Consider the following 15047-nt stretch of genomic DNA (forward strand, 5'->3'; position numbering starts at 1 on the left):
TCCTCCAGGGGCGGGGTGGGGTTTACAGGTCGGCGGTCCCGCGGACACCGGCACCCGGGGACGCCAGCGTCGCCCTGATGGTCTCGGCCACCGTGTCCACGTGGGGTGCCGCGACGATGCCGTAGTGGTCCGTGGGCAGATACCTGCGTACGGCGGACGGGGGCAGGCAGGCGTTCCACTGCCGGTCCGGGTCCTGAGGGTCTGCGGGAGCGGGCATGCCCGCCGTGGGGTGTTCGGCCAGCCACAGATACGTGGGGACGGAGACGATCGGCCGTACGCGATGTTCCCCGAGGCTGCGCAGGTTCGCGCGGCAGCAGCGGGCCAGCCTCTCGGCGTACGCCTGTGCCTGCTCGGTCGGCAACGAGGAGGTCCCGGCGCCGAGTTCGGCGGCGAACACCTTTTCCAGGTGAGCCTCGTCGTAGGCGGTGACCAGTGCTTTTGCCCGGGGCGGTGGCGGATCCAGGAGGTAGAGCGCTTCCGGTGGCCGGCCGGCCGACTCGGCGAGGCCCGCCATCTCCATCGCCACACGGGCGCCGTAGGACCATCCGGCCAGGTGAAGCCGGTGGTCCGGTCCGTCGAAGCGCTCACGTAGCTCCGCGTCGTAGTGATGAGCCCGCTCGGCCAGTGACCATGCGGGCATCTCGGCGTCGCGGAGTGCCGGGTCGGCTATGAGGCACACCGTCGGTGCGGGTCCGAGCGCCGCCACCAGGGAGCGGTAGGCCTGGATGTCTCCGCCCACGGGGTGCACCAGGCACAGGACGGCCGAACCGGTTCCCTCCTGCCAGATGTCGAGGACGACCCGGGAGGTGCCTGCGACCGCCTCGGTGGTGGGCTCGGCGCAGGTGAGGGCCGCCTCGATGTGTTTCAGGACCTCCGTGAGGCTGACGCGGTGGCTGAAGGAGGCCAGGTCGACCTCGACGCCGTGGTCGTCCTCGATCTGGGCGATCAGGCTGATCAGGGTCAGCGAGTCGGCGCCCAGGTCGTAGAGGGAGTCCTCGGGGTCCAGTTCGTCCACGCCCAGCAGATCCTGGATCACCCGGGCCATGGCGTCCGCCCGCTCCCCGGGACCGCCGGCGGCGGATGCCTCCTTCTCCGAGTCCGTCGGGTGCACCGATCCGGAGCGCGAGGACCGGTCCGCGATCCCGGCAGGAGCGTAGAAGGCCCGGGAGACATCGATGTCGGTGGTGGACACGAGGAGTTGAGGCAGTTGCAGGGCCAGGGCATGGGCGAAGACCGTTTTGCCCTCCTCGACGGTCAGGCCGAACGCGAGGTGGGCCTGATGACGGCTGTCCGCGTTCAGGACCCGGGTCGCCATTCCGGTCTCGCGCCAGATGTCCCAGTCGATGCCGATCCGGACGGTCGTCTCCGTCTCGGTGGCCCGGTGGTGGGCGAATCCGTCGAGGAGGCTCGCGCCGGCCGCGTAGTCGCTCTGACCGACACCGCCGAGCAAGGCGGACATCGAGGAGCAGTAGACCGCGATCTCCGGGCGGAAGGCCCCGATCAGGTGCTCGACGACGAGCGCGCCCCTCTCGCGGACCGCGGCGGCGTCGCGCATCGCGGTGGCGTCACGTCGTACGAGCAGCCCGCCGTGTCCGAGACCGGCCGCGTGGATGACGCCGTCCAGCCGTGACGTGTGAGCGGCGACGGCCGCCGCCACTTCGTGAACGGGCATGGTCGTGAGATCCGCCGGGACAAGGCCGACGCGGTGGGGCCATCCGGTCAACTCCTCGGGCAGCCGCGGGTCTCTCGACAGCAACAGGACGCGACCGCGGGTGTGCTCGAGCAGCCAGGCGGCGATGGCGCGGCCCATGCCGCCCGTGCCGCCGAGCACCAGGTGGACGGTGTCCGCTCCGGCCGGCACGAGGGGCCGCGTGCCCTCTGGCTCCGGTACGGGTATGGTGCCCGGCCGCCACCAGTAACCCTGCCGCAGCGCGAGCTGGCGCGGTAGGGCCGGTCCGCCGGGACGACCGGCCCCATGTGTTTCGGCGACGACCGAGGCCACGTGTCCGGCCCAGCGGGTGAGGTCGCCGTCGGGGAGGTCGAGCCAGTGGCCGTTCAGGGCGGACTCCTGATGGGCGACCTCGACCGGCCCGGCGAGAAGTGCCAGTTCGGGTCTGTCCACCGTTCCCGTCACGGGCCGGGCGCCGTACGACAGCCACCACACGCGTGGGGAGCCGTTTCGCCCGGTCAGCGCCTGGGCCAGGGCCGCCGTGCTGTCCAAGCAGGTGTGACGGGCGTGTTCCAGGGTGCCGGGACCGACCGGCCCTGTCACGCCGAGGGGCAGGGCGTGCACCCACTCCGTGTCGGCGGAGGCCGGGACGCCGTCCTCGGACAGCGCGTCGAGCAGCCGGCGCACGGACGCCGGATCGGCAGGGTCCACCTCGTAGGCGTCCGGTCCTCTGCGGGCGAAGGTGCCGGCCGGGCGCACCCGTATCACTCGCGACGCCACCGCCTCGAAGGGCGCGAACGCTGCCCGCGGAGTGCTCTCGGAGGCTACGACGACCACGGCGGACGCGCGGCCGGCCGGCACGGTGGTGTCCGCGACGGCGGCACGGCGCAGTCGGACCCAGTGCGGTTGGTGCAGCCAGTTCTCGCGGGGCAGCCGCCGGGGTGTGGCGTCCGGAGCCTCGCGCGGCCTCTCGGGCAGTCGGTCGACGTCGTATTCCGCCAGGGAGAAGGACGGGGGCGGGAAGTCCCAGGGCGCCGGAGCGGGGCCTGCCCCCCAGTCGACGGGGCGTCCGGCGGCCCAGTCCTCGGCGAGGTCCTGGGCCGTGCGACCGGCCGCGGAGACCGGTACGGCGTCCGGGTCCGCGGTACCGGGCGGCACCGCTCCCGTGGCCACCGCGCGCAGCCAGTGCTCGGCCGCGGCGGCGTCCGCCACGGGTGCCGCGGTCCGCAGGCGCCGAGCGACCCGCCCGGCCTGGAGATGACGCAGCACGAACCCGTACCGCTCCGGGCGCAGGTGGAGGTAGTCGGCGATCCGAGCGGCGTCGGCGGCCAGGGCGTCCGCGCTGGAGGCCGACAGCACGAGGCACGTGGGCACCTCGCGGGCCGCCACCGGTCCGGGCGCGGTGTCCTGCTCCACGATGACGTGGGCGTTGGTGCCGCCGATCCCGAAGCTGCTGACCGCGGCCACCCGTTCGCGTCCCCCGGGCCAGGGCGTGGCTTCGGCCGGGACGTGGAAGGGAGTGGGATCGGGGCCGATCTCCGGGTTGAAGGCGCGGAAGTTGAGGTTGGGCGGGAGCGTCCCGTGATGCACGGCGAGGACCGCGCGTACCAGGCCCACCACACCGGCGGCCGCGCCCATGTGGCCGAGCTGGCTCTTGACGGAGCTCAGAGCGCAGCGGCCGGACTCACTCACGTCGAACGCCTGCCGCAGCGCCCCCACTTCGATCGGGTCGCCCAGCCGGGTCCCGGTGCCGTGGGCCTCCACGTAGCCGAGGTCGGCGCCCGTGCGTCCGGCGCGGGCCAGGGCGGTCCGGATCACCTCCCGCTGTCCGGTCAGGGACGGCGCGGTGTAACTCATCTTCGCCGCGCCGTCGTTGTTGATCGCGGAGCCTGTGATCAGTGCGTAGACGGTGTCGCCGTCGCGCCGTGCCTGCCGCAGCGTCTTGAGGACCACGACGCCGACGCCGCTCGCGCCGACCGTGCCGGTGGCGTCGTCGCTGAAGGGCCGGCAGTCGCCGTCCGCGGAGAAGATGTGCTGAGGGCGGTAGCGGTAGCCCCTGGTCAGCCCGGGGTCGATGAGGACCCCTCCGGCGAGCATCACGTCGGCCTCGCCCTGCCGGAGCAGCCCGGCGGCGAGGTGCACGGCGACCAGAGAGCTGGAGCAGGCGGTCTGCGCGCTGAAGGCGGGGCCGGTCAGCCCGAGGTGGTACGCCACCTTGGTGGCCAGGAAGTCCTTCTCATGGTGCAGGGCGAGCTGGAAGCCGTCGGGCAGCCGGTCGGGGTCGGCCTCGCGCAGCAGGGACTGGAAGTAGGTGTTCTCCCCCGCGCCGGCCACCAGGCCCACCCGGGTGGCCGAGGTGTCCGCCACTCCGGCGTGTGCCAGGGCCTGCACCCCGGCCATCAGCAGGTGACGCTGCTGGGGGTCCATCAGCCGGGCCTCCTGCGGGCTGATGCCGAAGTGGCCCGGGTCGAAGTCGAGCATGCCGTCGAGCGTGCTGTGCGCGCCGACGACTCCGTCCGGCGCGTCGATGCGGCGGATTCCGGTGCCGCCGGAGACCACGAGTTCCCAGAAGGCGGCCAGGTCCGGGGCGCCGGGCACCCGTACCGCCATGCCGACGACCGCGATCGGCTCGCCGGGTTCGGGGGTCCCGTTGTCCTTCGCGGCCGACGGGGTGAGTGGCCGCGGGGCGGTGAGGTGGCGGGCCAGTGAGCGGACGGTGACGTGCTCGAACAGGTCCGCGACACTGAAGCGCAGACCGAGTGCCGTGGTGCAGCGCAGGTGGAAGCGCATCAGGGCGAGACTGGAGGCACCCGCCTCGAAGAAGGTTTGGTCCGGTGCGATCGACGACCCGGTGACCTCCTCGAAGGCGGTGGTGAGGCGTTCCTCCTCGGCCGACAGGCCCGTGCGGGCGATCGCGGAACGACGTATCTCTTCCCCCGGTGCCCGGACGACCGCCTGCCGGTCCAGCTTGCCGCTGGGTGTGCGGGGCAGTCCCTCCAGTCTGCGGAAGCGGTCCACACGTACGTAGGAGGGCACGAGGGCGGACAGATGCGTGGTCAGGTCGTCGGCGGACGGCGCTTCGCCACGGATCTCCAGGCCGGCCGTCAGCCGGTCTCCCTCACGGGTGACGACCGCGTTGACCACCGCCGGATGGCGCAGCAGGGCCGCCTCGACGGAGCCGAGTTCAAGCCGGTGTCCGCTCAGTTTGATCTGCTGGTCGTCGCGGCCGGCGTAGTGAAGCAGGCCCGCACGGTCGAAGAACGCCAGGTCACCGCTGCGGTAGAACAGACCCGCGCCGGGGAGTTCGACGAAGCGGGTGTCGTCGAGTGCGGGTTCGCCGAGGTAGCAGCGGGTGGTCATGGTGCCGCCGATCAGCAGCTCGCCGGTGCACCCGGTCGGGACCGGGTCGCCCTGGGCGTCCACCACACGCAGGTCGGCGCCGGCCACCGGGCGTCCGACGGCGGGCCGCTCGGGCCATCGCCCAGGGTCTCCCTCCAGGCACAGGGCGCTGACCACATGGGTCTCCGTCGGTCCGTAGTGGTTGAACAGGCGCGCGCCGGAAAGCCCGGCGAACCAGCGCCGGATGCTCTCGGTGCACACCAACTGCTCGCCCGCGGTGACCACTTCGCGCAGCCGGGAGGGGTACCTGTTCAGACGGACGGCGTACTCGGCGAGCAGTTGCAGGGCCACGTAGGGCATGAAGATCCGCTCGGTGCCCGCGGATTCCAGCCGGTCCAGGAGCACGGGCGCGTCCTGACGCCACTCGGGACGTACGAGCTGGAGGCTGCCACCTGTGCACAGTGTCCCGAAGATCTCCTGGAAGGAGACGTCGAACGCCAGCATCGAGAACTGCTGGGTGGCCGCGGGGGCGGTCAGACCGCCGGGGCCGGACTGCCACCTGATCAGGTCGCACAGGGTGCGGTCGTGGATCTGCACGCCCTTGGGGACGCCGGTGGAGCCGGAGGTGAACAGTGCGTACAGGGGGCGGGCGCCGTCGTGTGCCGGCGCGTCGACCGTGCGCCGGTCATACGTGTGCCCGCCGTACGAGGCACTCGTGCCGTCGCCGTTGTGTGGCGCCGGTTCCACCGGTGCGACCAGGTGGCGCACCACGCCGTCCGGGAGCAGGGTGTCCAGCGTCGGCGAGCCGTCCCGCGTGGCCAGGACGCACAGCGGGTCGATCTCTTCCAGGACGCGGCGCAGCACGTCGGCAGGGTAGGAGGGATCGAGGGGGACGGCGGTGACGTTCAGCCGTGCCAGTGCCAGCAGCGCCACCACGTGTTCGGCGGAGGGGTCCAGGTACAGGGCCGCCCGGCAGGGGCTGCCGTCGGCCGGGATCGGATAGCGGTCGGCCAGTTCCGTCGCGAGGGCCGCGGCACGGGCGTCGAGGGCCGCGTAGCTCAGGACGCCGCCGTCGGCCGTGACGACGGCGGGGGCGCCCGGAGCGCGGGCGACCTGCCGGCCGAAGCCTTCGGCGACCGTGGTGAAGCCGGGTTCCGGGGCGGGGCCGCGCCCGTGCTCCGGAAGGGACCGCCGGTACGGCACGACGAGGTCACGGGCGGTGGAGCGGCCACCGGCCGCGAGCGCGTCCACGCCCCGCCGGAACAGCTCCGCCATCGCCTCGACGGCCTCGCCGGCGAACCGGTCCGCGGCGTACTCCCACAGCACGTCGCAGCCGTCCGCGTGCTCGACCACGGAGACGGTCATCGGGCACTTGGCCTCCGGTGCCGCCCACCACAGGGGGCGCTGGGCGCAGCCGGGCAGCCGCAGCGCCCCGAAGTCGGTGTTCTCCAGGACGAACAGGAAGTCGAACGGTGTGCTGTCGCCGACGGCCTCCCAGCCGGTCAGGACGTCCGTGAGCGCCACGTCCTGACGTCCCAGTACCTCCCCTGTGACCGTCCTGGTGCGGGCGAGGTGGGAGCGCAGGTCCTCACCGGGCGCGACGGTCAGAGGCAGCAGCACGGTGTTCGCCATCATGCCCGCGCTGTTCTCGAACTCGCGCACGGGGCGGCCCGCGACCGGGGCGGCGATGCGCGGACGGACCAGGCCGGTCACGCCGTACAGGCACCAGGAGAACACGGTCAGCAGGACCTGGAACCGGGTCAGTCCGAACTCGGCGCACAGCTCGTCCACTTGGGCCAGCCGGGCGACGTCGAGCGACGTGTGCAGCAGGTGCGCCCGCGGTGCCGGACCCGTCTCCTGGGCGGGCAGCGGCTCCTGTGGGTCCTCCAAACCCTGGTAGAACGTGAGCAGTTCGTCGCGCTGCACCTGGTAGGCCGTGCTCGCGAACCGGTCGCTCTGCCAGACGGCGAAGTCCAGCGGGGTCGGAGCGGGTTCCTCGGGCCGGCCGCTTTCGGCGTAGGCGGCCGAGAGGTCCTGCAACAGGATGCTCAACGACCAGCCGTCCACGGCGATGTGGTGCAGGTGCAGCAGGAGCGTGCCGCCGCCGTCACGCGGCAGCCAGCAGGCTCGGAGCAGGCGGGGGACGGCGAGGTCGAAGGGTTCGGCGAAGAAGGCGTCGGCGAAGGCGTGCGCTTCCTGCTCGCTCCAGGACTGCCGGGGCTTCGGCTCGTGCCAGGGGTCGTACGGCTCGCCGACGGTCTGCTCCAGGCCGTCCGGCCCGAGACCGAAGCCCGTCCGCAGTGCCTCGTGACGTGCCACCAGGCTGCGCAGCGCCCCCCGCAGGGCAGTGGTGTCGACGGGTCCGTCCACCCGGAAGGCCTGGTTGACGGAGTAGGCCCGGGAGCCGGGGGCGCGGCGCTGCACCAGCCACAGCCGCTGTTGTTCGCTGGTGGCGGGCGCAGACCGGGCACCGGAGACCACCGGTGCCGGCAGGGTGCTCTCCTCGCCGGGAGCGACTGTGCTCAGGCACCGGGCGACGGCGGCCAGGTCGCCGTGGAGGACGGCCGCCTGCGTCAGCTCGCGGCCCCAGCGCTGTCGTACGGCGAAGCAGAACCGAAGCGCCTTCAGCGAGTCGCCGCCGCTGGCGATCCACCGGTCACCGGGCCCGAGACCGGTGGTGCCGAGTACCTCCTCGGCCAGCTCGACGACCCGGCGCTCCGTCTCCGTCATGGCCGGTCCGCCGGATGCGGAGGCGGCGGGCCGCCAGGGCCGGCCGGCCCGCCGCAACAGGGCGGCCTGATCGACCTTGCCGTTGGCGTTGAGCGGCAGCTCGGCCACGAGGTGGACCCGGTGGGGGCGCATGTAGGCGGGCAGGTGGGTCGCGAGGTGGCTGTCGAACTCCTCGTAGGACAGCGCCCGGCCGAGGACGACGAACGCCAGCAGTTCGTTGGGCCCCTCCTGGCCGGCGCGGCGCGTGCACACGTGGGCCCGCCGGACCGCGGGGTGGGTGAGAACGTGCAGTTCCACCTCGCCGGGCTCGATCCTGAAGCCACGGACCTTGACCTGGCGGTCGATTCGTCCGACGTACTCCACCAGACCCTGGTCATCGGCCCGTACGAGGTCACCGGTGCGGTAGTACCGCTCCTCGCCACCGTCGAGCCACGGCAGCCGTACGAAACGCCGCTCGGTCTCCTCGGGAAGGTTGCGGTATCCGACGGCGAGTCCGGCTCCGCTCAGCAGGAGTTCGCCGACCTCACCGGGCGCGGCGACCCGCTCCTGGCCCGGTACGACCAGGACCGCACCGCTCTGCGGCAGGGGCCGACCGATCGGCACCACGTCCCCGTCGAAGTCCCGCGGGATCGGATGGCACAGGGCGAAGGTGGTGGACTCCGTCGGCCCGTATATGTTGAACAGACGGGTGCCGCTGGCGGCGTTGTCCCGGTACCAGCGGCGTATCACCCGGGGGTTGAGCTGCTCACCGCCCACAAGGACCTCGCCGGCCGCGGCGAAGCAGTCCGGCACAGCCGTGACCACCGCGTTGAACAGCGCCGTGGTGATGAAGACGGTGTCCACGCGCCCGCGCCGCAGCGCCGCGGCGAGCCGCTCGGGAGTCTGTGCGTCCCCGTCGCTCAGGACCACGCAGCAGCCACCGGTCAGCAGGGGCACCCAGACTTCGAAACTCAGCGCGTCGAACGCCGGATTGGCCAGGCAGGCATAGCGCAGACCGGGCTCGACGCGGATGTAGCCCGGTTGTGCCAGTCGCCGGACTCCGGTGTCACGGACCTCGACTCCCTTGGGCTGCCCCGTCGTTCCGGAGGTGTAGAACAGGAAGGACACCTCGCCGGGGACGGATGGTTCCTCTACGGCTTCGGCGACGTCCGGAAGTTCGGGCACAAGGGTGTCCACGGTGAGGGCCTTCACGCCCTGCGGCAGCCCGGTGACGCTCTCGATCGTCTGATGCACCAGGGCGACCGCGGCGGAATCCCGGAGGATGAAGTGACGGCGTTCGGCAGGGCTCTGCGTGTCGAGGGGCACGACATGCGCTCCCAGCCGCAGAACGCCCAGCATCACGCAGAGCAGCCGCCACGACCGCGGCAGCGCCACCGCCACGGCCTGCCCCGCGGTGACGCCCCGGCGCCCCAGCTCCTGGGCGACGGCGGCGGCTGCCACGTTCAACGTCGCGTAGTCGAGCCTGACTTCGCCGTCGACGACCGCCTCGGCGTGTGGTGTGCGAAGAGCCCGGCGGTGAATCTCGAGGGCTATCCCGGTCGGGGCGCTCACGTCCTCGGCCACGTCGGTGGGGGACGTTTCGACGCGCGGTTTCATCGTGCCTCCGACGTACCTGAAGGTGTGGTGCGCTCCGTCTCGCCCTGGCCGGGGCCGGATGTCAGCCGGTGCAGTTCTGCGATGAGGACGGCGGCGACGCGGGGCAGTTCGTCGCTCTCCAACATGTCCCAGTGACCGCAGGCGACCGGCTCGACCACGAACTCACCGCTGACGCGATGCCGCCAGAACGCGCGCAGACGAGCGGCGGCACCCTCGACGTCCGCGTCTTCGTCCTCCACGGCCGTCGCCTGCATCAGTACGACACGGGCGGGTGATTCGGGTACGGCGTAGTCGCGCGCCGTCTCGCGATGGTGGTTGTAGACGTTCAGGTACCGGGCCACCTGGTCGTCGTCGATACCCGGGTACATGCCGTTGAAGCGCACCAGTTTCTCCCGGAACTCCGCCATGCCGACCGGCGCGATCACGGCGCGCCGCTCGTCGTCCCGGGCGCCGTGGGTGTCGAGGAGGACCACGCTCACCTTCCCGTGTCCGGCCGCCGTCAGGCGGCGGCCCATCTCGTACGCGATCAGACCGCCGTAGGAGAGCCCGCACAGCACCAGTGCCTCGTCGGCGCGGGGAACGACGAGCCGCAGATACTCCTCGGCCATCGCCTCGACACCGGGCAGGGTGGACTCGCCGGGATTGATGCCGGGCGCCTGAAGCCCCACCACGCCGACATCGTGGGGCAGTTCGGCGGCCAGTGGCAGATAGCAGAACGCGGTGCCGCCGGCGGGGTGCACACACACCACGCGCTGTCGGCCGCCGCCAGCACGCAGTTCGACCAGGCTGCCGAGTTCCGTGGACCGCGTGGCATCCCCGCCGCCCGCGCGCACCCGCTCGGCGAGCGCCTCGATGGTGGGGTGCAGCATGACGGCCCGGACGGGCAGGGCGACGCCGAGTTCCTCCTGGACGGCGGACGCCATCTTGATCGCCGATATCGAAGTGCCGCCCAGTTCGAAGAAGTTGTCACCGATGCCGATGTCCGGGTGCAGCAGCACCCCGCGCCAGATCCGGTACAGCGCCATCTCCACATGGTCGCGGGGCGCGGCCGTGTTGACCCGCCCCGCACGGGTTCCGGCCGCGGCGCGCAGCACCTCTGTCCGGTCCACCTTGCCGCTGCGGTTCAACGGAAGTCGCGGGAACTCGGCCACCACGGCGGGGATCATGTAGTCGGGCAGGCGGTCCTCGAGGGCCGCGCGCCACTCGTACGGCATCCGCGCGGCCTCGGCGTCACATCCCACGCCGGCGACGAGGTGAGGGCCACCGGGTGTGTCGCGATCGGCCAGGACGACGGCCTCCCGCACCCCGGGGACCGCCAGCAGTGCCGCCTCGACCTCGCCGGGTTCGATACGGAAGCCGCGCAGCTTGAGCTGGTCGTCGCGGCGGCCGACGTACTCGGCGTTGCCGTCCGGCAGCCAACGCGCCAGGTCGCCGGTGCGGTAGAGGCGTTCACCGGGGACGAAGGGGTCGGGCACGAAGAGTTCGTCGGTGAGGTCGGGGCGGTTCAGATATCCACGGGCCAGACTCGCTCCGCCGAGGTAGACCTCTGCGGGAACTCCCACGGGTACCGGGCGCATCCGGTCGTCGAGCAGGTACAGCCGCGTGCCACGCAGCGGCCGCCCGATGGGACACGACCGCTCGTACGGTTGCGGGTCGGTGTAGGCGGTGGAGTAGAGCGTGGCCTCGGTCGGTCCGTAGCCGAAGCAGATGCGCAGGCCGGGCATCAGCTCACGCATGCGGTGCAGGGTGCTCTCAGGCAGGGACTCCACTCCGGTGAGGAGCTGACGCAGGCTCGATCCGGCCAGGCGCACGGCCGGATCCTCGCCGATCCACAGGACGTAGGACGGGGGCAGAAAGGCCTGGGTGACCTTGCGTGCACGCATCCAGTCCAGCAATGCCCCTGGGTCCCCGCGGAGTTCGTCGGGAACCAGGTGGAGCACGGCGCCGGTGGTCAACGGGACGAGGAGTTCGTGCACCGACGCGTCGAAACCGATGCTCGACCAGGCCGAGGACGCCTCGCCGGGGGCATCCCCCATGAGCTCGCGCCAGTGATCGAGGAGATTGACGACGCTGCGGTGCGTCACCGCCACGCCCTTGGGCCGGCCGCTCGACCCCGAGGTGTAGATGACGTAGGCGAGCCGAGTCCGGTCCGTGTCGAGGGCCGGTGCCTCGTCGTGCGTCCCCTCTGCCTCGACCTTCGCCAGGTGTTCCCACGGCTGTCCGTCGTCGTCCGCGGTGTCCCCCTGGTCGGTCAGCACGAGGACCGCTGCGGCGTCGCTCACCATGGCGGTGAGCCGCTCCGGGGGCTGACCGGGGTCGAGGGGCAGGTAGGCGGCTCCGGACTTGAGGATCCCGAGCACCCCGACGACGAGTTCGGCCGTACGTCCGGCGTGCAGGCCCACCACACGGTCGGGACCGGCACCGCGCGCGATGAGCGCATGGGCGAGACGGTTGGCCCGGCGGTCGAGTGTCGCGTAGTCCAGCTCCGTGTCATCGGCCACTACCGCACACTGCGCGGGTCGTTCGCGGACCTGCGCGGCGAAGCGCTCCAGCACGCCCGGCGATGCCTGGTCGGTCACGGTGGGCCCTGTGCTGAAGGTGGCGAGGAGTGCCCGCTGCTCGTCCTCGTCGAGCAGCGTCAGGTCGGCGATCCCGGCGTCGGGTTGCTCGGTCATCAGACGGAGCACGCGGAGGAACTGACGTATGTACCGTTCGATCGTCGCCCGGTCGAAGAGCGCCACCGCGTAGTCGATCTCCCCGGTGAGGTGCCGGCCTTCGTCGGCCAGGGCCAGGACCGTGTCGAACTTCGCGGGTACGTGGGCGGCGTCATCCCGCAACTCGACCTTCAAACCGGGAAGTTCGAGTTCCTTCCGCATGGAGGGGACCCAGGCGAACATGGTCTGGAACAGGGCTGTGCAGGCGGGACTACGCGGTGGGTTGACCAGTTCGACGACTCGCTCGAAGGGGAGGTCGACGTGCCCCAGGGCGTCACGGATCCGCTGGTTCACCCGCTTCAGGACATCCTTGACACTGGGTGAGCCGGAGAGGTCCGCGCGCAGGGCGAGGGTGTTGACGAAGAAGCCGATCAGACCCTCGACGTCACCGCGTCGGCGGTTCGACGTGGGGGCGCCGACCACGATGTCGTCCTGCCCGGAGAGCAAGGACAGCAGCACGGACCAGCCGGTGAGGACGGTCGCGTAGAGGGAGACATCGTTGTCCGAGGCCAGCGCGCGCAGGGCCCGCGTCAGGTCCTCGTCGACGGTCACGGACAACCGGTCGCCGTGGAAGTCCTGTTGGGGTGGGCGGGGCCGATCGGTGGGTAGGGAGATCACGGCCGGGGTGTCGGCCAGTGCGGTGGTCCAGTAGTCGGCGTGCGAGACCGGCTCGTCTCCCGACATCCACTCCCACTGCCAGCGCGTGTAGTCGCTGTACTGCCATGTCAGTTCGGGCAGCGAGGCCTCCTGCCCCTGCTGAAGCGCGGAGTACACCTGGCCCAGCTCTCTCAGCAGCAGGGAGCGGGACCAGCCGTCGAAGACGATGTGATGCACCGCCAGTATCAGTACGTGGTGGTCCGGTTGGAGCGCCACCAGGCAGCCGCGCGCCATCGGTTCCTCGCCCAGGCGGAACGGGGTGCTCTCCACCTCCAGCCGTATTCGCGTGAACCGTTCGGCCGCGTCCGGCAGTCCCGTCAGATCCTCGAAGGCCACCGGGAACGACGTGTCCGGCGGATCGACGACTTGAAGCGCCGAACCCTCTGAGGGGACCAGCCGGGTGCGCAGGGCCTCGTGCCGGGCCGCGAGCAGATGAATCGCCTCGATGAGCAGGTCCCGGTCCAGCGGTCCCCGGATATCGAAGGGCATCGGCTCGTTGTAGGCGGCGCTGGCGTCTCCGTCCATGCGCGCCATGACCCACAGACGTTCCTGCGCCAGTGACAAAGGCGCGGATTTTCTCTCTTCGCCGGAATGATTACTGACTGCGATTCGGGGTAAAGACACGGATTACCCTTCACGAGAAGAGAACGCGGCGGAAATCGGTTCCGACGTTCCCGGAGCCGTCAGGCTGACGTCCGGAATGTGTGCGTTGTAATCAAAGTGCGCCCTGAAGGCAATGCCTACGGGTCCAGGTCCTTCGGCGGGGACCCAGCCGGGAGAATCAGCTGAACAGCCTGGTTCAGGCTCTGGCCGCGCTGCTGGGCGAACAGCGCGGAGGCCGTGCTGTTCCAGATTTCGGACCGGACTTTCACGGACTCGGCGGCGCCTCGCGCCGGCTTCTGGGAATCGCCATCTGCCTGCCCGGGCTCCATGGAATTGCGCGAGGTGCACGCGGAGTAGCGATTGCGGACGCTCCTGTTTATTCGGCCGCCCGTGCGGTGGCTCATTTCCGTCGATGCTAAGTGCGCTCCGATTGGATGGTCAACCGTGACCAACGCCACACCCATTCGGTGGCGGAATGCTGTTTGCGTTCGGCGTGCGACATCAAGGGCTTTGCCTGAAGATAGCGGACCACATGAGGCCAATGGTTCACTTCGGTCGTGCCGCGCCCTCCTCGTCGGGGACGGCGTATCCAGAGACAGAAGGCCATCGCAAGGTCATCACCACGGAGTCGTCCTCGGCGAACCAGGAGTGATCCACTCTGTCGGCGACGGCTGAGAAGTGGACCAGCGGGAGAGGGGGACGCTTGAGTTCTGACGCTTGTCGCGACATTTCTTGATCGTTAGGGAGTGTTGATGGCGAGGCGAGGACGCAAGCGCGGGCTGGCCTCGACCAGTCAGCTTGCTGACGGCCTCTTTGTGGTGGGTGTTGGTGGGGATTCTCGAGGTCTGGGCAGGTTGAGCGCCCGGCTGTCGCGTCGGGCATGCGCCGGGTTCCACGGCTCCGGTGGGCTGGTGCTGCCCGCAGGGATGGGAACGTACTGGTCGGCTGGGGTTCGGGAGGGCGTGAAGCCGGTCCAGGGCATGGGGGACCACGTCGGGCCGAAGGCCATGCTTGGCGAGGCGGAGGCGGTGGCGACCAGTGGTGAGGAGCAGGCCTCCGGCCCGCCCCTCCCCGGCGCGGCCAGTCGAACGGGGTGGCCCGCAGGGTCACGGAGGGCACGGCGATGCTGGGGAACAGATGATGCAGCAGTGCGAATGAGCGGGGCTGCGGTGGAGAACAGTCCAAGCCGCAGTCGCCGAGGTTGCTGCGGTGGGCAGGACAAAGGCGCCGTCGCGGGGTGCGGGACGACGCCGTCGACGGGTCGAGCGTCGATCAGTGGGGCAGCCGGCGGTCGGCGCTGAAGGTGTCGTAGACCGACCGGCGAGGGCGCTGTCGGTGCCCTCGCCGGTCGTGCGTCACGTTCCCGCGACGCTGTCATGCTCGCCGGCGCTGGTCCGTCACAGGTCGACGTGGCCGGGCACCCGGTCCGGGGGAAGTCCGGTGCCCCGCTCGCAGGAGGGAAGGACGTGTTCGCGGCCGGTGACCGTGGTGGCGGCCTCGTCGGCGGCGGTGATCGCCTTGTGGGCAGTCGTCGGCGTTGTTCGTAATGACCCCTACGTCACTCGCCGGCACGGCCCTCACACGCCTTCTGGTGCGGTGGCCGCGATGGGTGCGGTGAGGTCCTTGTCCTCGGATTCGTCGGGGTCCTCGGGGAGTTCGTCGACGTCGACGCCGCGGACCTGGGCCAGTTCGTGTTTGAGGGTGGCGAGTTCGGTGCCGCCGGCCATGTGGTGGGTGAG

General features: G+C 71.1%; 2 protein-coding genes. Both read right to left on the bottom strand.

Annotation, left to right across the window (positions count from 1 at the left end):
* Nucleotides 1–22 precede the first annotated feature (22 nt).
* On the bottom strand, nt 23–9334 hold the full coding sequence (locus ACGFQC_RS21455; protein ID WP_363092875.1) for an amino acid adenylation domain-containing protein: 9312 nt from the start codon (nt 9332–9334) through the stop codon (nt 23–25).
* Complete coding sequence (locus ACGFQC_RS21460) at nt 9331–13329, bottom strand: amino acid adenylation domain-containing protein (protein WP_363092874.1); 3999 nt, start codon at nt 13327–13329, stop codon at nt 9331–9333. The genes ACGFQC_RS21455 and ACGFQC_RS21460 overlap by 4 nt, the downstream gene beginning before the upstream one ends.
* Nucleotides 13330–15047: the final 1718 nt, after the last annotated feature.

The sequence above is a fragment of the Streptomyces sp. NPDC048734 genome (assembly GCF_043198675.1).
Taxonomy (GTDB): Bacteria; Actinomycetota; Actinomycetes; order Streptomycetales; family Streptomycetaceae; genus Streptomyces.